Annotated in this window: 18 protein-coding genes; all 18 read right to left on the bottom strand. The window is 38.0% G+C overall.

Annotation, left to right across the window (positions count from 1 at the left end; translation table 11 throughout):
- Positions 1-192: 192 nt before the first annotated feature.
- The 18 genes from ACZ0AH_RS17625 to ACZ0AH_RS17540 all read right to left on the bottom strand — a co-directional run bounded on the left by ACZ0AH_RS17625 (position 193) and on the right by ACZ0AH_RS17540 (position 20,046).
- Positions 193-528 carry a four-helix bundle copper-binding protein gene (locus ACZ0AH_RS17625; protein ID WP_463477092.1) on the bottom strand — a complete coding sequence of 112 codons (336 nt, stop codon included), beginning with the start codon at positions 526-528 and terminating at the stop codon, positions 193-195.
- Between the two features lie 46 nt (positions 529-574).
- Positions 575-790: a DUF305 domain-containing protein gene (locus tag ACZ0AH_RS17620; protein ID WP_463477091.1), complete on the bottom strand. Its 216-nt coding sequence runs from the start codon at positions 788-790 to the stop codon at positions 575-577.
- Positions 791-799: 9 nt separating this feature from the next.
- Positions 800-1,186: a DUF305 domain-containing protein gene (locus ACZ0AH_RS17615; protein ID WP_463477090.1), complete on the bottom strand. Its 387-nt coding sequence runs from the start codon at positions 1,184-1,186 to the stop codon at positions 800-802.
- Positions 1,187-1,327: 141 nt separating this feature from the next.
- Positions 1,328-3,838 (bottom strand): multicopper oxidase domain-containing protein, encoded by a 2,511-nt coding sequence (locus tag ACZ0AH_RS17610; RefSeq protein WP_463477089.1) that lies wholly within the window; start codon positions 3,836-3,838, stop codon positions 1,328-1,330.
- A 27-nt stretch (positions 3,839-3,865) separates the two neighbouring features.
- Positions 3,866-4,360, bottom strand: coding sequence for a DUF305 domain-containing protein (locus ACZ0AH_RS17605; protein ID WP_463477088.1), 495 nt, complete (start codon positions 4,358-4,360; stop codon positions 3,866-3,868).
- Positions 4,361-4,496: 136 nt separating this feature from the next.
- Complete coding sequence (locus ACZ0AH_RS17600; protein WP_463477087.1) at positions 4,497-5,369, bottom strand: DUF2911 domain-containing protein; 873 nt, start codon at positions 5,367-5,369, stop codon at positions 4,497-4,499.
- Positions 5,370-5,380: 11 nt separating this feature from the next.
- Positions 5,381-6,625, bottom strand: a complete 1,245-nt coding sequence (locus ACZ0AH_RS17595) for a hypothetical protein (RefSeq protein ID WP_463477086.1) — start codon at positions 6,623-6,625, stop codon at positions 5,381-5,383.
- A 26-nt stretch (positions 6,626-6,651) separates the two neighbouring features.
- The gene (locus ACZ0AH_RS17590; protein ID WP_463477085.1) at positions 6,652-9,177 is read right to left on the bottom strand and encodes a heavy metal translocating P-type ATPase; all 2,526 of its coding nucleotides are present in this window, start codon (positions 9,175-9,177) and stop codon (positions 6,652-6,654) included.
- Positions 9,178-9,350: 173 nt separating this feature from the next.
- Positions 9,351-9,890, bottom strand: a complete 540-nt coding sequence (locus ACZ0AH_RS17585) for a DUF3347 domain-containing protein (RefSeq protein WP_463477084.1) — start codon at positions 9,888-9,890, stop codon at positions 9,351-9,353.
- 21 nt (positions 9,891-9,911) lie between these two features.
- Entirely contained in the window at positions 9,912-11,126 is a 1,215-nt protein-coding gene (locus tag ACZ0AH_RS17580) for an efflux RND transporter periplasmic adaptor subunit (protein WP_463477083.1), read from the bottom strand.
- Positions 11,127-11,129: 3 nt separating this feature from the next.
- Complete coding sequence (locus ACZ0AH_RS17575) at positions 11,130-12,470, bottom strand: efflux RND transporter periplasmic adaptor subunit (protein WP_463477082.1); 1,341 nt, start codon at positions 12,468-12,470, stop codon at positions 11,130-11,132.
- Entirely contained in the window at positions 12,448-13,698 is a 1,251-nt protein-coding gene (locus tag ACZ0AH_RS17570; protein WP_463477081.1) for a TolC family protein, read from the bottom strand. The genes ACZ0AH_RS17575 and ACZ0AH_RS17570 overlap by 23 nt, the downstream gene beginning before the upstream one ends.
- Positions 13,682-15,631, bottom strand: a complete 1,950-nt coding sequence (locus ACZ0AH_RS17565; protein WP_463477080.1) for an efflux RND transporter permease subunit — start codon at positions 15,629-15,631, stop codon at positions 13,682-13,684. Before ACZ0AH_RS17565 ends, ACZ0AH_RS17570 begins: the two co-directional genes overlap by 17 nt.
- Positions 15,603-16,913 (bottom strand): efflux RND transporter permease subunit, encoded by a 1,311-nt coding sequence (locus tag ACZ0AH_RS17560; RefSeq protein WP_089055911.1) that lies wholly within the window; start codon positions 16,911-16,913, stop codon positions 15,603-15,605. The genes ACZ0AH_RS17565 and ACZ0AH_RS17560 overlap by 29 nt, the downstream gene beginning before the upstream one ends.
- 4 nt (positions 16,914-16,917) lie before the next feature.
- Positions 16,918-17,388 (bottom strand): heme-binding domain-containing protein, encoded by a 471-nt coding sequence (locus ACZ0AH_RS17555; RefSeq protein WP_347051860.1) that lies wholly within the window; start codon positions 17,386-17,388, stop codon positions 16,918-16,920.
- A 1-nt stretch (position 17,389) separates the two neighbouring features.
- The gene (locus ACZ0AH_RS17550; protein WP_463477079.1) at positions 17,390-17,902 is read right to left on the bottom strand and encodes a DUF3347 domain-containing protein; all 513 of its coding nucleotides are present in this window, start codon (positions 17,900-17,902) and stop codon (positions 17,390-17,392) included.
- 245 nt (positions 17,903-18,147) lie between these two features.
- Positions 18,148-18,840: a DUF3347 domain-containing protein gene (locus ACZ0AH_RS17545; protein WP_463477078.1), complete on the bottom strand. Its 693-nt coding sequence runs from the start codon at positions 18,838-18,840 to the stop codon at positions 18,148-18,150.
- Positions 18,841-18,975: 135 nt separating this feature from the next.
- Complete coding sequence (locus tag ACZ0AH_RS17540) at positions 18,976-20,046, bottom strand: hypothetical protein (protein WP_463477077.1); 1,071 nt, start codon at positions 20,044-20,046, stop codon at positions 18,976-18,978.
- Between the last annotated feature and the right edge of the window lie 8 nt (positions 20,047-20,054).

Here is a 20,054-nt window from a genome sequence, read left to right as displayed (position 1 = left end):
GTTTAATTTTTAGGGATAAAAATACTGCAATGGAAGCAAAATGAAATCCATTAACAAAAAGATGTGCTAAATGCGGTAAGGATTCAGAAAATGAAACTCTAATGGCAATAAACAGGCAGATTTTTACTGGGTTAAGGCTTCAAAAACAAAAACCGCACATCTGTGCGGTTTTTGTTTAAATAATTGCTGGTATTAACTTGCCATTGCCTCACAAGCCTGGGCAGATTTGCGGCAGGCTTCCGCGCATTCCGCGCAATGATCCATGCCCATTGCAGCATGTTTCTCACATTCCTCAGCACAGGCCTTACAGATTTCTGCGCATTCAGCACATAAATGAGAGGCATGTTCGCCACCAATGCTCATAAGGTTTGCAGCGGCAAAACAGATGACAGAACATTGCCTGTCGAGCTGTATACATCTTGCAAGCATTTTTATATCGTCTTCATTGAGACATTCCGTTGCGCAGTTGTTGCACGCTATACCGCAAACCAGACAGGCCTCGATACAATTTCTAAATTTCTGATCCATAATTATTTATTTTGTATTACAAGTTATAGTATATATTCATACTGAATTAATTTGCTACAAGCAGCCAATTTCCAAAATCAATTATTTCCTTGGCCTGCATTTCTACCATCATATTCGCCATTGCTTTGAGTTCTGAGTTTTTTCCATGATGTAGATAAGCCGATGCATTATCGAGTGCACTTTGGTGATGGACAATCATTAGTATTGCAAAATCATGGTCCGTATTTCCGGTGATTAATTGCGTGTCAGCAGTAATGCCCATTTTGTCCATTTATTGCATAAGTTCCATAGCAAAAGCATTATCGGTTTCATCAGCTGGCATGCCATTTATAATAGCTTTCATATGCTGTATTTCCTGTTGCTGCGCCTCAATCACATTTTGTGCCATTTCCTTAATCTGGACGTCGGTACCATTTTGCAATTCATAATTAGCCATATCTATAGCACCTTGATGGTGCATAATCATCATATTGGCAAAATCCAGATCTGGATCTTTGCTCATGGTCATTGCGGCCATTTGATCCATCATTATGTGCATCTTATTCATCAATAGGTTTTTATCATGCTCCTGAGGATGTATTGCGTTATCTTCATCATTTGAACAAGAGCCAACCATTAGCGCAATTACGATCAAGGTTGTGAATGCTGCTTTTTTCATAATTTCTACAGTTATAAAATAATACTAAAGCTAAAATAATTATACCATTTGTCTTTTATTTATAAAATTTAGCCCAAGTTTTACATTATTATTACTACACTAGGCATCGACCGTTTATATGATACTTTGCAGCATAAACTGTTAGTAATTCAAAATGAATCCGGCCCCAAAACCCATATCACTATCATAATGCGACGAAATTGACCCCCATCTTGTTAGAATGTAACGAAGTCCCGCCATATATTCCTTATCGGTATTCCACATTAGATTCACTCGTAATCTTTTAGAAACAGGAATATCTTTTCGCTCAAACTGTACTCTAACTTTACCATCTGTGAAAACTTCAGCCTGTGCTACTATTAACATAGGAAGGGTATAGTTGACCCCTAGACTAGCCACTGCACGTTTATCTTTAGTATTTTTTTGTCCAAAGAGATTTCTTTCCTGTTTATCTTCTCCCATTTTTCTATATCTCCAGTCAAATCCTATAAATGGCATTAGCCATTGCATTTTTCCAATATAGCGTCCAATATGTGTTTCAGTTTCATAGCCATGCATATCATTGTAGCCTAATCTCCATTCGGTTCCTATACTCCAGCGCGTACTTTGATACATTGCTTCACCATCATTTCCATTGGTTGCAAAATCATTCTCTGCCATAAAATGAAATTTCCTGTCGTCTGCAAAGAGTTTTCGTTGTGCCAATTTTGGGTCTGGAATTTCAGGGTTGGCAGGTTGGTTTTCGTAGGTAAAAACCCTTCCCATTCCGCTCATCATATGGTATAAAATATGGCAGTGAAAAAACCAGTCCCCGTCTACGTTGGCGTTAAATTCCAGCGTATCTGTTTCCATCGGCATTATATCAATCACATTTTTTAATGGTGCATACTCTCCTTGTCCATTAAGGACTCTGAAGTCATGACCATGTAAGTGCATTGGATGGCGCATCATTGAATTATTATGTAAAACGATGCGTACATTTTCGCCTTTTTTAATTAATATTTTATCGGATTCAGAAACCACCTTATTGTCCAAACTCCAGACATATCGATTCATGTTACCGGTAAGTTCAAATTTTAGTTCTTTAATAGGCGCATTTTCAGGAAGTGTTGTTTTGGTAGGCGATTTAAGCATTGCATAATTTAGAGTTGTAATATCTGAAAGCGCATTGGCATTGTATTGCTCAGCATCCATTTTCATACCATCCATCTTTGTATTGGTTTTAGGCTTGGTTTCACCGGTGATTTCGGGATACATTACTACATTCATATCCATTTTATTAAGGCTCATGCTCATGCCCATATCATCGAGATCTCCATTCATTTTCATCATACCGTTCATCATCTTCATCCCTTCGAAATATTTAAGCTTTGGCAAGGGTGCCGCTAATTGCTTAACCCCGCTGCCAATGTACAGAGAGGTAGATTTTGTTCGGTCTTCCGGTGTTGCCAAAAACTCATAAGCTGTTTTGTCAGCTGGAACGGTTACAATTATGTCATAGGTTTCAGAAACTGCAATAATTAATCGATCGACCTCAACAGGTTCTACGTCATTTCCATCATTGGCCACAACCGTAATTTTCCCACCGGCATAAGTAAGCCAAAAGTAGGTTGATGCACCACCATTGGCAATCCGTAGTCGGACTTTATCACCCGCTTTAAATTGAGAAAGCTGATTTTCATTTTTTCCGTTGATTAAAAATTTGTCGTAATAAACATCACTGACATCCATCGCATTCATTCGCTTCCATTCATTTTTTACTTTGTCCTTAAAATACCCTTGCTTTATAGCTTCAGCATAACTTTGTGTGGTCCCTTTTTTAATAGCAAACCAGTCCGATGCATTGTGCAGCAGTCGGTGTACATTTTCAGGTTTCATATCTGTCCATTCACTCAATACTATTGGAACAGAAGGCAGATCATCAATTCCTTTACGGAAAGTCGGATCATCAATTCTTTTATTCATAATAAAAGAGCCGTACATGCCTATCTGTTCTTGTAGTTCCGTATGGCTGTGGTACCAATGTGTGCCATGCTGAATAATGGGAAAAGTATATAGATGCGTGGTATGGGGTTTAATTGGCATTTGGGTTAGATTTGGCACACCATCATATTGATTAGGTAAGAATAAGCCATGCCAATGCAGGGAAGTATCTTCATCCAGCTCATTGTGAACATAGATTTCAGCGATATCTCCTTCTGTAAAAGTCAGGGTAGGCATTGGTATTTGTCCATTGACAGCTATTGCCCTTTTTGTTTTACCCGTGAAATTTACTATTGTATCTCTTATATACAGGTCATATCGAACCACACGTGGCTGTGCGTTATTTTCTTCAGGTTTTTTTTGAGCAATCGTACTATTATTGTTCTCCTGTATTGCTGTATTTCCTTGGTCAGTTTGTTTCTTGGGGGTGTCTTTATGCTGCGATATTTTTGTTTGCTTTTTTGTTTTTTCCGGCACTAGTTTCATACCGCACTTTGGACAGTTTCCCGGTTTGGGTTCATGAATATCGGGATGCATTGGACAGGTATAGGTAGTGGCATTTGACTCTTCTTTCGCTGGCTTTTTATCCATTTCCATTGTTTTCATATCCTGCGCCTGAATTAGGACAGGAAGCATGATAAATACGAGTATTGTCAGTATCTTTTTCATATTGCTTTTTTAAAGAATATTATTCTGTTATTTTTTTTTCATTTCATCCAATTTGGCTTTCATTTGTGCAATTTCAGCTTCTTGCGCTTTTATAATGTCTTGGGCAAGTTGGCTTATTTCTGGATCGTGAAGAGAAGCCTCCTGAGCCATGAGGATTGCTGCTGCATGGTGTGGTATCATTGATTTTAAGAATTGTTTATCATCAACAGCTGCTTGCTGTCTGATGCTGGAAAAAAAAATGATTGCGACAAGGCTGCCTGTTATAAGTAACATTATGTTCCATTTTTTATTCATATACATACTACCCATAACAATAATTTCAATTACGAGCATTGGCATAGTCATTAGTCCTGCCATGTAAAATTGGTTTACATTAGGAATGACATTAGCAAAAATATCGACCATCGAATACATAAGTATGTACATAGAAATAAATGACAATACGATCATAATGGCTAATTTTTTGTACATTTTGGAGTCTACCTCTTTTGAATGCTGCTGTGTTGCGTGTTCCATTTTCATAATTTGTAGTTTAAAAGTTATTCAGTTTAATAGATTTCCCAACAAACAAGTCTAATATTACTATAGTATTTGCTTAAATCGCTGGGATTTTTTCCGCACTTGTATTTCTCAATGTGATACAGTAATAGTTTATTATTTATTTGCCTTTAAGTAATAATTCCCACTCGATAATTTGTTTTTTTAATTTTTCTGCACTTTTCATTTTTTTCTGCTCCGCAATGACTAACGCTTTTTTTGCAGCTTCAATAGCGTTTGGATAATCTTTCTGTCCTGCCGATAGTTTTTGTCTCAGGCTGGGATAATAAAAATTTTCAGGATCTAATTTTTCAGCTTCAAGTAGCCAGGCTATCGCCTGATTAGTATCTCGATTGGTAGAGGAATAATAATTTGCAGCCTGAAATAATAAATTGGCATCGTGGCTTTTCTCTTTGATGATATTTTGGTCAATTAGGGCCAATATTTCTTTGTCAGCTTTGCTTTTCATTGGTATTTTAACCATGGTATTTTCCCATTCTATTTTAAGGAAACCTTCCCCTTTACTATTGATATCGTTTAATTCGATAGTAAAAGTTTCGTAAAAATTAGGCGTTTTTTCTGTGGGAACGGTAAAACGCAGAATGTCTTTTTTTTCATCATAACCGGTTTCACCATGTAAAGTTATATCACTATTGATAATGATAGTCCACTCATTTTCTGAAGGAATTGAAAATATAGAGTAAGTCCCTGTTTTTAAAATATTATTTCCAAAGGTAATATCCTCATTAGTACTGATGGTCGTACAGTCACTGGCACCTGTTCGCCATAGTTTACCAAAGGGCACCAACTCGCCAAATATTTTACGTTCTCTTACTAGGGGCCTGCTATAGGCCATTTTAATTGTTGAACTTCCGATTTCTTGCTGAAATGATGCTGAAGGACTTGCAGGAGTAAGCTTTATTTGAACTTTTTCTTGTGCAGAAATTGATAATGATTGTATCGTGATGAAGCTCAGTAGAAGTATTTTTTTCATAATTTTTAATTTTAAATTGATTTTGATATTTTTTCCATTATTGAATGGTCTGTTCCAAACTTGCAAATCGCATCACAATTGGCCCTTAGTTCAGAGAACAGGATATATTTTATATTCATTTTAGAGTTTTTTATAACGGGCCTATTTAATTGCAGAACTACATCTTTTTCGCGGTTGTTTGGAATAATAATATAAAAAACTTCTTGACCGCTTGATATGCTGAAGTATAGGTCAGACAAGCGCAGTATGCCGGAGTAGATACTAGTGCTCTTTTCCACTTCAAAGGCTCCTATAATTTTATTTGTGCCTTTTTCAAACCAGAGCACATCAATAAGCCTGATGGTATTTTGAGTGTCCTTGTCAGTAGGCAACTCAGGGAATTTTACCAGTGAAATAAATGAGAAATTTTGTCCATTAAATGATTTGTTTTTATCATTGCTTGCCGGGGTAACATCGAAACCTAGAGAAATACCTATTTTTAGCAGATGGTATTGCATCTCACTATGCAGATTTTCCTCCAGTTTTTCTTCGAGTATTTCTCTTTGACGCTTGTGTACGTTTTTTTCGAATTTTGAACGTTCTGCCTCGCTTAAGTATTCATCGTTACCGATTAGCATTTTCTGGGTTCCAATTTCAAAACACAATCCTGCAATGGCACCCAAATCATTTGACAGTTGAGATTTATGCAAAGTGTTAGTTTCCATCAAAGTTTCCCTTATTTTAAGATATTCTGTCCAGCTTCCCAATTTTTTTTTGTCTTTAAAAAGAAAATTAAAACCATTGAGAATAGCAGTGTTGAATGGCGGGAACCAGGTTGGGTGTATGAAATATAAAATACTGGCAACCGCAGGTCCTAATCCTTTAATTTTTAATTCATCGAGTTTTATGATTTCTTTTACAACCTGTTCTTCAGACTTGGCATTAATACAATTTTCAAGGAATTGACCAAAAGCCAATTTATTGTTTTGATTTTCATAGATATCGGGGATGCGCAATTTGGGTTTCCAATAAAACGGATGGGAAACCCCTGCAAAGACTTGTTTTTGTTCAGCAATGCAACTCAGAACAAATTCTAAGCTGCTTTCTTTAAAATCATTAGGAAAGGTTTTCTTTTTAATATCCTCAATGACTTGTAAAACACCTCGTCTTATAGTCCTAAATGCCTTTAACCGTTGGTTGTTATCTATAAACCAGGTATTGTAGACACTTTCGTTATCGTTTTTATACTGAAGAATAATTTGTCCTAGATTGGTCATTTGTTTTTATAATAAATTATTATTCTTTAGAGTTTTAAGCTTCTCAATCGCAATGCATTGACAATAACAGATACCGAGCTAAAACTCATTGCCAGGGCAGCAATCATAGGAGAAAGTAATATTCCGAAAAACGGATATAAAACTCCCGCAGCAACTGGTACACCTAAGACATTATATATAAAAGCAAAGAATAGGTTTTGCTTGATGTTGCTCATTACAGCGTGGCTCAGATTTTTTGCTTTTACAATTCCTTGCAAATCTCCTTTTACCAAAGTAATCTTGGCACTTTCGATCGCAACATCTGTTCCTGTTCCCATCGCAATGCCAATGTCCGATTGTGCCAAAGCTGGCGCATCGTTTATACCATCTCCTGCCATAGCAACAACTTTTCCTTCAGCTTGTAATTTCTCTATTACTTTTAATTTGTCTTCTGGTAAACAACCTGCCTGGAAAGAGGTTAAATGCAACTCGTCGGCAACAGCTTTGGCAGTATTTACATTATCTCCCGTAAGCATGATTACTTCAACTCCTTGACGCATTAATTCTTTTATAGCGGCAGCACTGGTTTCTTTTATAGCATCGGTTATCGTTACAAATCCCACTACGTTCTTATCTACAGCGATATAAGAAACTGTTTTTCCTAATTTTTGTTCGGCAATAATTTTCTCTTCAATTGTGGCAGAAATAGCTGCGCCTACTTGCTCCATTAATTTTTTATTCCCTAATGCGATCTTTTTATCAATAGCAGTTCCAATAACTCCTTTTCCTGCAATATTTTCAAAATCATCGACTTTCGTTAAAGAGACATTTTTCGCTTTGGCAAATTTTACTACTGCTTGTGCCAAAGGATGTTCGCTATACTGATTTAAAGACGCAATGTATTGCAGCAGTTCATCTTCTGAATATTGTAATGCAACAATTTTTTCTACCGAAGGTTTCCCTTCTGTAATTGTTCCTGTTTTATCAGTAATCAGAACATTTACCTTATCCATTTTTTCTAAAGCTTCAGCATTTTTTATCAGAATTCCCGATTGAGCACCTTTTCCAACTCCTACCATTACAGACATGGGCGTTGCCAATCCTAAAGCACAAGGACAGGCAATAATTAATACCGCAATGGCATTTATAAACCCATAGACCAATGCCGGTTCGGGACCAAATTTTGCCCAAATGAAAAAGGTAAGAATGGAAATTACAACAACAATTGGTACAAAATATTTAGCAATACTATCAGCTAGTTTTTGAATTGGTGCTCTGGAACGGCTTGCATTATTAACCATTTGTATAATTTGCGAAAGCAAGGTTTCCGACCCAACTTTTTCGGCAATCATTATAAATGATTTGTTTCCGTTTATAGTTCCTGAAGACACCATATCGCCTGTTTTTTTATCTACAGGAATTGGTTCACCGGTAATCATCGATTCGTCTATTGTACTTTCACCATCGGTTATTTTCCCATCCACAGGAATTTTATCTCCGGGTTTTACCCGTAATAAATCACCTTTTTTTATATCATGGATTGAGATTACTTTATCACCTCCATCAATTACCAAAGTAGCTTCGGTAGGAGCCAATTTTAATAATTCTTTTATAGCACCACTGGTTTGACTATGCGCCCTGGCTTCAAGCAATTGTCCTAACAAAACCAAAGTTAGAATAACTGTTGTAGCCTCGAAGTATAATAGTACTGTTCCGTGCTCGGTCTTAAACTCACTTGGAAAAATGTCTGGAAAAAACATTCCAACTAAACTAAATAAAAATGCCACTCCTGTACCAATTCCGATAAGGGTAAACATATTTAAATTCCATGTGATTATTGATTTCCATGCTCGTACAAAAAACACCCAGCAGGCATAAAAGACAACAGGGAGTGATAAAATAAGCTGTACCCAATTCCATTTAGCCGCATCCATTAGCCCGAGTAGAGGATTGTTGTGTGCCATTTCTATCATGGCAATGGCGAAAATAGGAACTGTAAATACAACCGCTATTTTCATTTTCTTAACCAAACCCTTATAAATCCTTTGTTCTTCGCTTTCGCTTGGTTCCATTGGTACTAGATCCATCCCGCAAATAGGACATGATCCTGGCGCATTGGTTATAATTTCCGGATGCATAGAGCATGTGTATTGCTGAACCTGAACAGCGGCTGGTTCTTGTACCAAATGCATTCCGCATACAGGACAATCTCCCGGTTTATCATACATTTTATCGCCTTCACAATGCATCGGGCAATAGTATTTTCCACCCGCAGCATTATGAAGAACAGCTAACTTTTTATGATCACGATCGTTAGCAGTACTACAGCATGATTTCTCAGCTGTTTTTTCTTGCGAATGAGTCGTGTGGGTCATTTCAATGGTGTACTTTCCAACCGCAGTCAATGCTTCCTGCAGTTGCTCGGTCGCAATATGTTTTTCCATTGTAATGGTTGCCAATGGAGGATCTAAAGTAACAGTTGCCTTTACTCCCTCGACCATATTTAATGTTTTTTCTACTTTGGTACGACATCCATCGCAAGTCATTCCCGATATTGTATAGGTGTGTGTCATGAGTTTTTTTTACAGATTAGAAGCGTTATTTACTTAATATATAGAAAGTTAGTGTTTTTTTTTTAGTAAACCTGTAATTTTAATTTACTTAAAATGACTTGTTGTTCATCAGCTGGAACAGCCTATTGTTAAACACTGGAAAATAATTACAAATATTTATATATTTAGATTAATTATTTAATTGTTTCTTTCACCTCACCACACTTGAGCATTTTTTCTCCAAAGTAAGGATTAAGCACTTCTTTGGTAGAACTAATCCATACGGCCCCTTTATTGTCAAAAGCCATTGGACAATATTCCACGTATAGCTCAGCCTCAGCCATTCCAGCTTTTTTTAGCAAGGCAACCATTTCATTACTTAGTTTAGAATAAGCAGCCCGCTGCTTTTCGATATCAGGAGCTGAAACGATTGCTGCAGCGCTTGCTGCAAGATTACTGTTGTTGCTGATTTCCCGTGCTCCCGCTTCAATCGCATTGCCCGCCAGCTTTGCTTCCGCGAGATTATCTTGGGTAAGGGCTACTGTTAAATGTGCATATTGGTTGTATATCGCGTTTAAGACATCATCATTTATCCTGATTTCGGCTTCCTTTGAAATTGGGACAGAAGTTTCACTATCCTTAGGATTCTCTTGCTTTTTGTTTTCATTATTACCGCAGGCAATAAGTAAGAAGATCGATACTATTGGGATTCCTATTTTGATTATTTTTTTCATTGTCTGTTGTGAGATTGGTTATTACATTTTCATTCCTGACATTGGGTTTTTGCCCTTCTTTAATATAAATTCACTGTACAGAAGATAGGCGCCAGATGCAACAACGACATCACCTTTTTTTAAGCCCGTAGTAATTTCGACTTCATCGAATGTTTCCGAACCAATCGCCACCATTCTAGGCTGATATTTGCCTTTTCCAATTTCAATCCACACATGTGTGCCGCTGCCATCTCTTATTACAGCATCCACAGGTATGGTCAATTTCATTTTCTGTTCTGATGAAGGCAGTAAAACAATCGCCTGCTGACCTGCCTGCCATTGATTGTTTGGATTGGCAATAGTACCGCGCAACTGTATTATCTGCTTGCTTGTCTGCAAGGCAGGATTTATAAAATCTACGGTCATTGTTTGGGGCTGATCTTCATAACCCGAGACTATAACTTTAACCTTTTGGCCGGTTTTAATTTTACCTGCATCGGCTGGATAAACATCAGCTTCGACCCATAAACGATTGTAATCTTCTAGTTTCATAATAGAGGCTCCTTCTGCTACATATTGGCCTTCCGTTATGGAAAGTTCCGCAACTATTCCTGAATTGGGAGAATAATAATCAACATAAGGGGATGCTTTTTGTTTTTTGAATAATTCATTAAGCTGGGCTTCGGACTGCCCATACAATAATAGTTTTTGTTTTGCAGCATTTTTTATTTGGGCAAAGCGTTTATCCTCGGCAAAGCTTGTGGCCTGTGCTGTGGCGATGAGGTACTCCTGTTGCAGGGCTGATAGCTGCTCTGAATATATTCTGTATAAAGGCTGGCCTTTTCGAACGGGAACACCAGTTTCTTTTACATACAATTCTTCAATCCTTCCTGCTACTCGGCTTGAGATATAAATAGTTTGCTCAGGGTCAGTAACCAAACGTCCATTGAGACGGGACGAATTTGAAAATTCATTTTCTCCGGCTGTTATTGTAGTCAAATTGGCTAGTGCTTGCTGACTTGGCCCCAAGGTTAGAAAGTCCTGTGCGTTATTTTTTTCGAAGGGCACTAAATCCATTCCACAGATTGGGCATGAGCCAGGGCCATCTTTTACAATTTGCGGATGCATGGGGCAGGTATAGGTTTGAGCTTTTTCCTGACTGACTTTTTTTTCTTCTTTTTGGGCACATGCTGTAAATAGAAGTGGAAAAACCATTGCAATGAGCAAAATAGTACGAATTATTGATTTACTGTTCATGACTTAATTTTTTAATTTATTTTCTGAAGCTATCTTGATAAAACTCTCACTGTCTATCATATAGGCCGCATTGCTGGCAATACCCCAATCACTGATGTCTTGATCTATTAGGACCATTCCATCAGCATTGTTTTTCGTTTTAACTTCTCTGGGAACAAATACGTCCTTTTCTCTTTTGAAAACGATGGATTTATTACCTAGATTGAGAACAGCACTTTGCGGAAGCCACCAGCCTTTACTGACAATAGGAACGGCTGCAGTTACTAATTTTCCAGTCTGAAATTTATTATCCTGTAAATAAATCCTTGCTATAGTAAAGTTGGTCCCCTCTTTAAAGACGGGCTGAATTAGTCCGACAGTACCAGTATATACGGTTTGCTTATCTGATGGTTCATAAAACACCAGTTTTTGTCCTTTTTTAACCTGGGGTGATACAGATGGATCAAAAGCAAATTCAGCGATAAGGTTTTTATTGGTATAGATTGTAAAAAGTGATTGTCCTGCACCGATATATTGCCCTTCTCTTAACATAATAGCAGAGACAGCAGGGGTAGATGTGTTACTATTTGATGCTGCATTGCCACTTGAACCCATAGCGCCCATGCCATCATCTGACACTGTGCTTTGAGGCGAAGCCGCCTTAGCTGCCGTAGAACTGTTTCCTGCTGCAGTGTTGTCTAAGATGTATCCGGTAGCATTACTGTAAACAGGAATGCGATAGGAAATTTTACCTGTCTTTAATACCTGTTGTATTTGTTTCTGCTGCATACCTAACAGATACAGTCTCTCTTTTGCTTTTTGCAGCATCGGATTGTTTGCATCGGATTGATAAATAAACAACAATTCTCTTTGCGCGGCAGCGAGGTCAGGTGAATAGATTTCCATGATTAGCTGTCCTTTTTTTACGGGCTGGTAATTGTACTTAATCAGCAGGCGCTCAATCCTTCCGCTTACCCTGCTGGAAATGCTGGTCTGCTCACGGGTATCGTAGGTAATAATTCCCTGCACCTGCAGAGAGAATATTTTAGTCCCTCCCTGAGGTTTTATGACAGATATATTAGAAACGACCTGTTCGTTGACGGGTTTTAAAAGGTGTTTCAGGCTGCTGTCTATAGCTGTTTCCGTACCAGGGGTATGTCTTGGAACCAATTCCATACCGCATATTGGACAGCTGCCGGGCTTATCCTGAATAACTTCGGGATGCATTGGACAGGTATATTCCTGATTTGTAACATGCTGATGTGATGGCTTATTGTTATGCTCGGTTTTCTTGTTACAGGCTGTCAATAATAATATCGAAACGAATAACAATGCGACTAACTTAGCGATAGAGTTCTTTTTCATAATCGACAATCATTTGATATAGTTTTAATTTTTCATCTAATAAGTTATTCTGCAGCATATTTAAAGCTTCCCAGGAGTCAATTACTACAGGAATCTGCAGTTTGTTTTCCTGATAGTTCAGAAAGTTTACATCCAGGGACTTTTGCATAGAAGGGATTATTTTTGTTTCGAGTCCTAAAATCCTTTTTTGCATGGTCAATATTTCATATTGCATACCATATAACATACCTTGGGTTTCCTGCAGCATGGCGGATTTCTCTTTCTCCATTGCCTGCACATTATATTGCATTGCTTTGGTATCTGATTTATACATTTTTGATGACCAGGGAGCAATAGGAATAGACATCATTGCCATTACCGAATAGGCTTTGGGCATCATTTTATCAAAAGAATTCATATGATCAAACTGGATTTTAAAAGAGGGATTCTTTTCCGCTTTCATTGCTGCGATACTGAGCTGCATCGATTCAATCCCTGCATCCATCTTCTTAATATCACCACGCACTCCTGCAAGACTTGTGGTGTCGTGTAAAGCAGGGTTAAAGACGGGGATAATACTCGTGTCTATGGCAAAATCAGCATTGCCGGGCTGGTTCATCAAGCTGTTGAGCCATGCTCTTGCTTTTGCGATTTCACCTTCCTGCATGCGGACCATATTTTTATTTTCTTCAATCCTTGCATCGATCTTGTATACATTACCCAATTGCGATTGGTTGTAGGGATAGCGCACTTCCTCAATCTTTTTCATGGTCAGCATTATCTTTTCGTTCTGATCCAAAACTTTCATTCGCTGCTCGGCCACCATCCAACTGTAATATAGTTGTTTGGCCTGTGCTTTATACTCGTTAAGGGTAACGGCACGGGTAGCGTTCTCAATGTTTCCTTGGGACTGGATGAATTTTTTCTTCTTGTTTAGCTTTCCTACATTGGGGATGTCCTGTTCAATTCTGAACATTAAAGATCCTTTGTCGCGGTCATCCATAACTTCCTGAAAAGGATAGGGGGTCATAAAGGTTCCCACACCCACCATTGGTGCCATCCATGCTGTTGCGGCATCGGCACTGTATTTATATCCTTCTGCTTTTAAACTATAGCTTTGCAGGAGCACATTTTTTTTATCAATCCTTTGAAGGATTGTATCGAGAGACAAGACCTGTTTGGTCTGGCTCAATAGCTGTAATGGCAGTAAAAGCAATAGTACTGCCAGTATTTTAATGTTTGACATCATGTACTTCAAGTTTGCCATATTTTCTTAGTTCATATTCTTTGGACATTAGGAAAATAAGCGGGGTTACTAATAAGATATGTACGGCAGAGGTAAATACTCCACCAATCATAGGCAGAACAATTGGTTTCATTACATCCATTCCAACACCATTGGACCACAGGACAGGTACTAAGCCAAATAATGAAACGCAGACGGTCATTAGCTTTGGGCGCAATCGTTTTGCGGCGCCGTGTACCACATATTCCCTGAGATCTTCTTTAGTGATGGTTTCCCTTGAGTTTCCTTTGGCCTTGATAAGTTGCTCCATGGCATCATTGAGATAGATAACCATCACAATTCCGGTTTCCACGGCAATTCCAAAAAGGGCAATAAAACCTACCGCTACCGCCACTGATAGATTGACATCCCAGAAAAAAATGATATAGGCACCTCCAATTAAAGCAAAAGGAACTGTTATAAGGCTTAAAAAGGCTTCTCTAAGGGAATTAAAGGCAAAATAGAGGGCGAAGAAAATAATAAGCAATACCAGTGGTGCAATGATTTTAAGTGTTTTTTCTCCGCTAATCAGGTTCTCATACTGTCCGCTCCATTCTATAAAGTACCCTTCAGGAAGTATGTTTTTGGCGCTTTCCAATTTTTTCATGGCTTCCTGTACGGTTCCTCCCATATCACGATCCCGTATATTGAACATAACAGCTCCACGCAATAATGCATTTTCAGAACTGATCATTGGCGGGCCATCTACGAATTTAATATCAGCAACGGCAGATAAAGGTACTTCTCCAAAGGTTGGAGACTGTAAGGGAATGCGTTTAATGCGTTCCACGCTATTTCTATAATCCTGCGCCATACGCACACTTATTGAAAAACGTCTTCGTCCTTCAACAGTATTACCAATGGATGCACCACCTAAAGCAAATTCCACCGTTTGGTTTACATCATCTACTGTTAATCCATATCGGGCCAATTCCTGGCGATTAACATCAACATCAAGGTATTTACCTCCGGTAATAGGATCTACAAATAAATCAGACACTCCCGGAGTTCCTTCTAAAGCCATTTTCACCCTTTCAGACACACGGGCAATGGTGTCGAGATTTTGTCCGTAGACTTTAATTCCTACATCGGTACGAATTCCTGTTGCCAGCATATTGATTCGGTTAATAATGGGCTGTGTCCAACCGTTTACTACACCAGGTATCTGGAGTTTGGTGTCGAGTTCCTTAATAATATCTTTTTTATCTATTCCTTCACGCCACTGTGATTTTGGTTTTAGCATGATAATGGTTTCAATCATGCTCATTGGGGAATTATCCGTAGCTGTGTTAGCTCGCCCTGCCTTTCCCAAAACACTTTCTACTTCAGGAACCGATTTGATTATTTTATCCTGGACCTGCAAAATGCGTTTGATTTCTCCATTAGATACATCAGGAAGGGTAACAGGCATAAATAAAATACTCTGCTCATCCAATGGAGGCATAAACTCCGTTCCCAGCCGCATCAATAATGGTATAGAAATCAATAATGCAAGAATATTGACTGCAAGAGTTGTTTTTCTCCATTTCAGAACCCAGCGTATAATTGGCTCATAACCTCTTTCCAAAAAGCGATTTACCGGATGTGAATCGGTTGGACGGAATTTTCCTTTCATAAAAAAAGATATCAGTACCGGAGCTAATGTAAGTACCAAGAGGGCATCCACAATCAATATGAATGTTTTTGTATAGGCTAAAGGATGGAATAGTTTTCCTTCCTGTCCGGTAAGCATAAACACAGGTAAGAAAGAAGTAATTATAATTACAGTGGCAAAGAATACGCCACGTGAAACCTGCTTGCTACTTTTCTCAATTATTTTGAGCCTTTCCTCTTCGGATATCCATTGTGGTTTTTTGCGAAATATATTTTTAATTCTTTTCATCAGAGTTTGTTTCATTTTTTTGTTCAGATTCCCATTGTGCATACCTTTGTGAGAGATGCTGGTAGGCATTTTCACTCATAATAATACCATTGTCAACTATTACTCCAATGGCAAGTGCTATACCTGTAAGTGACATAATATTGGAGGATATGTCAAAGGCATTGAGCAGTATGAAACTTGCTGCAATTGTAATTGGTATCTGGATGATAATACTCAGTGCACTACGCCAGTGAAAAAGAAAAATAATAACGATAAGCGACACTACAAGCATTTCTTCAATTAAGGTACGCTTCACCGAATCAATAGATTCTTTAATCAGATGCCCCCGGTCATATACAATATTGAATTTTACCCCCTTTGGAAGCCCTTTAGCAACTTCCTTCATTTTTTCTTTTACATTATCAATTACAGCATCTGCGTTTTCACCATAACGCATCACTACTATACCGCCAACGACTTCGCCAGTACCATTATGATCAAAGATTCCCAATCGGGTTTCCCCGCTCATCTGAACAGTTCCTATATCGCTTACTTTTATAGGAATACCATTTTGGTTTTTCAGTGGAATATCCTCAATCTCTTTGATGGATTTCAGATAACCGGATGTCTTAATGATGTAGCCAATATCACTCATGTCGAATTTTCTTCCGCCGCTTTCATTATTATTGGCACGTACAGCACTTATAACCTCTGGGACAGACAGCTTATAATATAGCAGTTTGTTTGGATCAATGGTAACCTGGTATTCTTTTTGAAATCCTCCAAACGAAGCAATTTCACTCACTCCGGGAACATTTTGCAACGCAAACTTGACGTACCAGTCTTGTAGGGCTCTTTGTTCGCCAAGGTCAATACCGGGTGCCTCCAAAGTATACCAGAGTATATGCCCAACCCCAGTTCCATCGGGTCCTAATTGCGGGGCAACTCCTTTGGGCAAGGTGCTGCTAATAGTACTGAGCCTTTCCAGTACTCTTGATCTTGCCCAGTATACATCAACATCATCTTCAAAAATGACATAGATAAAACTCATACCAAACATGGAAGCAGCTCTTACATATTTAATTTTGGGCAATCCCTGAAGGTTGGTAACCAAGGGATAGGTGATCTGGTCTTCAACGAGCTGTGGAGCACGTCCCATCCATTCTGTAAATACGATTACCTGATTTTCAGATAAATCGGGAATAGCATCAATAGGATTTTTTTGAATAGAGATGATACCCCATACAAATATTCCTGCCGATAATAGTAAAACGATATAACGGTTTCGCAGCGACCATTCTATTAATTTATGTACCATAGATTTAATTTATTTGTGCAAGACTATCGCTTACTTTTTCAATCCAATTGAGCAGCTGTTCTTTCTGAACAGTATTCAGCACTGCATTTTTATGGATAAGCGTATAGGAAGCCAAAGGCATTTCGTTGGCTTTTATCTGCTTGGCAATTCGGTCTAATTTATTTTCCTGTTTTCGTTTGGAATAACTTCCCCATTGGCTAAAATTCAAATTTTCTTTACCCTTAGTAATATGCCCCTCCATGAAAGTACGTGCCGGCTGTATGTAGGAGTACCATGGATATTGCGTGTTGTTGCTGTGACAATCATAACAGGAAGTCTGAAGAATCGTTTGTACATTTTTGGGAATAGGATAGACTCTCGAAATGTGAATTGGTAAAACCTGCCCGTAATCGGAATTTCGGGCAGGCTGATACAATTGCATCAGTAGAAAAATAATTAACCCAATAAAAAGAATTTTTCTGATGAATCGTTTCATTTTACAATTGTTTTTTCATTGATCCGCAGGTAAGCATTTTGGAACCATAGTAAGGGTTTTTTATCTCTTTTGTTTCACTAATCCAGATAGCTCCTTTTCCACCATCATACATCGGACAAGAATCCTGGTATAGTGTTTTTGCAGCTCCAAAAGTTTTGATCAAATCATTTACGTCTTTACTCAGTAGTGCAAAATGCTCTCTTTGATGCTCAATATTACCACCATTAGCCCCAATATGTTCTGCATGCTCTTTGGCGTCGTCAGCTATATCAAGATATGCTGCTTTGGATTTTGGATCTATCGTTTTTATATTTACGCTTTTGAAAGTCGCATACAATGCTTTTCCAGCTTTAGCAGCTCCGTTGGTGTCATCTTTTGCAAGTGCATTTTTTAATGCTAAATAATTTGCTACAATTTGTTCAGTTGAAAATTTAGTTTCTGTTTTTTTGCTTTGTGCAGTACCTGAAACTATTACAAATACCATAACTATGGCTGAAAGAATTACATTTTTCATTTTTATTACATTTTAATTGTTAAAAAAAAAGGCTACTATTGATGTTTCTGAAAATAGGTATATCAACTTACTTACATGAAAACACATATCATAAGTGACTATTTGGTTAAAGAATGGTTCAAAGGGCAGTATAAAAAATTACATGCATTTTTTCCATTTCAATAAATTCGGAACATCAGTAGTCACCGGAACATTGAGTGGTCATTATGTAAATAACCCGATATATTTATAAGTAGTTAACCGTTTTACAGTTCTTTTTTGATAGAACCACAGGTTAACATTTTTTTTCCTTGATATGGATTCTTGATTTCCTTGGTTTCGCTTATCCAAATAGCTCCTTTCCCACCATCATACATAGGGCAAAAATCTTGATACAATTTTTGCTTTGATTTGAAAGATTTTATCAAATCATTCATGTCTTTACTTAACATGGCAAAATGCTCTCTTTGGTGTTCGATATTTCCACCGTTAGCTCCAATATGTTCTGCGTGTTCTTTAGCATCATCAGCAATATCAAGATATTCTGTCTTTAATTTCGCATCTATTGAATTGGGATTTACATTATTAAAAATTGCATACAATGCTTGTCCGGCATTTGCAGCTCCTTTTGTATCATCTTTGGTTAATGCATTTTTTAAAGTCAGATAATTGCTCACAATTTCGTTTATAGAAAATGTTGCCCCGGCAGCTTGAGTTGTTTTTACCTCTGCGCTTTTTTCAGTAGTTTCCTTTACTGGCTCGGTGAGTTCCATTCCGCATTTGGAACATTTGTCTCCTTTTTTTCCTGTAACTTCAGGATGCATGGAACAGGCATACAGTTGTGAATCACTCTGAGCGGTCCCAGAAGCAGCTTCAGGAGCTGTAGTTTCCTTATTTTTTGAATTACAGGCTGTAAGTACAATTGCCATTATAAGGGTCGAGAAAATTATTTTTTTCATTTTTTTTAGTTTTTATCTCTTATAAATGTTGTTTTGTCCAACATTGTTTTATTTGAGTGTTATACGAATTATTCTTTTTTTGATTGTGCAAATTCAATTTCCAGTTGGCATTTTGAATACCTTTTAGGATAGGATTTACATTTTTAGCACCAACCCATTGGGTTTTCGGCCTACATTAATAGTTTTAGAGACAGTGTGATTTGATACGTTAACTACAGAGACTGTATTGGCTGTCTGATTGGTCACATATGCTGTATTGCCATCTGCTGTAAATGTTATTGCATGTGCACCCGTGCCAGTAGTAAATACACCTCCATGCATCCACATCATCATAGTCTGGTCCCAAGTCCAATAATGTACTTTTGCATTAACAGGATCGCTTACCCAAAGTTCCTTCTTATTGCCATTGTGAGACGCTATTCCAGGCATAAATCCTAAATCAATGGTTTGATCTACAGCATCCGTTGCCACATTGATTACCGAGATAGATTGCCCGTCTTCATTATCAACATACATTCTGGCGTCACTTCCTGTCCAAGCACCCACAGGGTTGTTCCCTACAGCAACAGTGGCTGTAACTTGTTTGGTTGTCGTATTTATAACTGACACAGTATTATCATCTCCATTAGCGACATAAGCCTTAGTGCCGTCAGAAGAAAAGGTAAGCTCAGCAGGCATCATGCCCACTGCAATGGTATTTTTCAATGTGTATGTTAATGCATCATAAACCAGAACTTTTCCATTCATGTCCATTTGAGGTACCCAAATTTCTAAACCATTTGGACTGTAGATCGTGTTATGGTTCATCATTGGCAGGTTAATGTTTTTTACAGTTGTTCCATTGACGGCATCAATTACTAGGAGCTTACCTGTCATTCCTTCCATGCCGGCAGTATGACCGGCAGAGAAGTCCATTCCGGGCACGCCAATGGCCAGGTGATTAGAATGTAAAGAAATGTGGTGAGGCCACATGATCATATCAGTTCCGGTCCCCATAAGGCTGACGGTCTCTGTAACTTCATTGGTTGCCAATTTGATTACTGAAATTGTGCCGTCCTGACCATTGACCACATATGCGGCAGGATAGTTTATGTTCAATTTTGGATCGGACATATTCATATCATCTGATTTACTGCAAGAAGACAGCCATAGGGTTCCTAAGATTAATGCTCCAAGGATTGAAGTACCTGTAATTATATTTTTCATTTTTGATT

This window comes from Flavobacterium sp. AC105 (genome assembly GCF_979258495.1).
The sequence above is the reverse complement of the archived record's forward strand: the minus strand, read 5'-3'. Positions and strand labels throughout refer to the sequence as shown.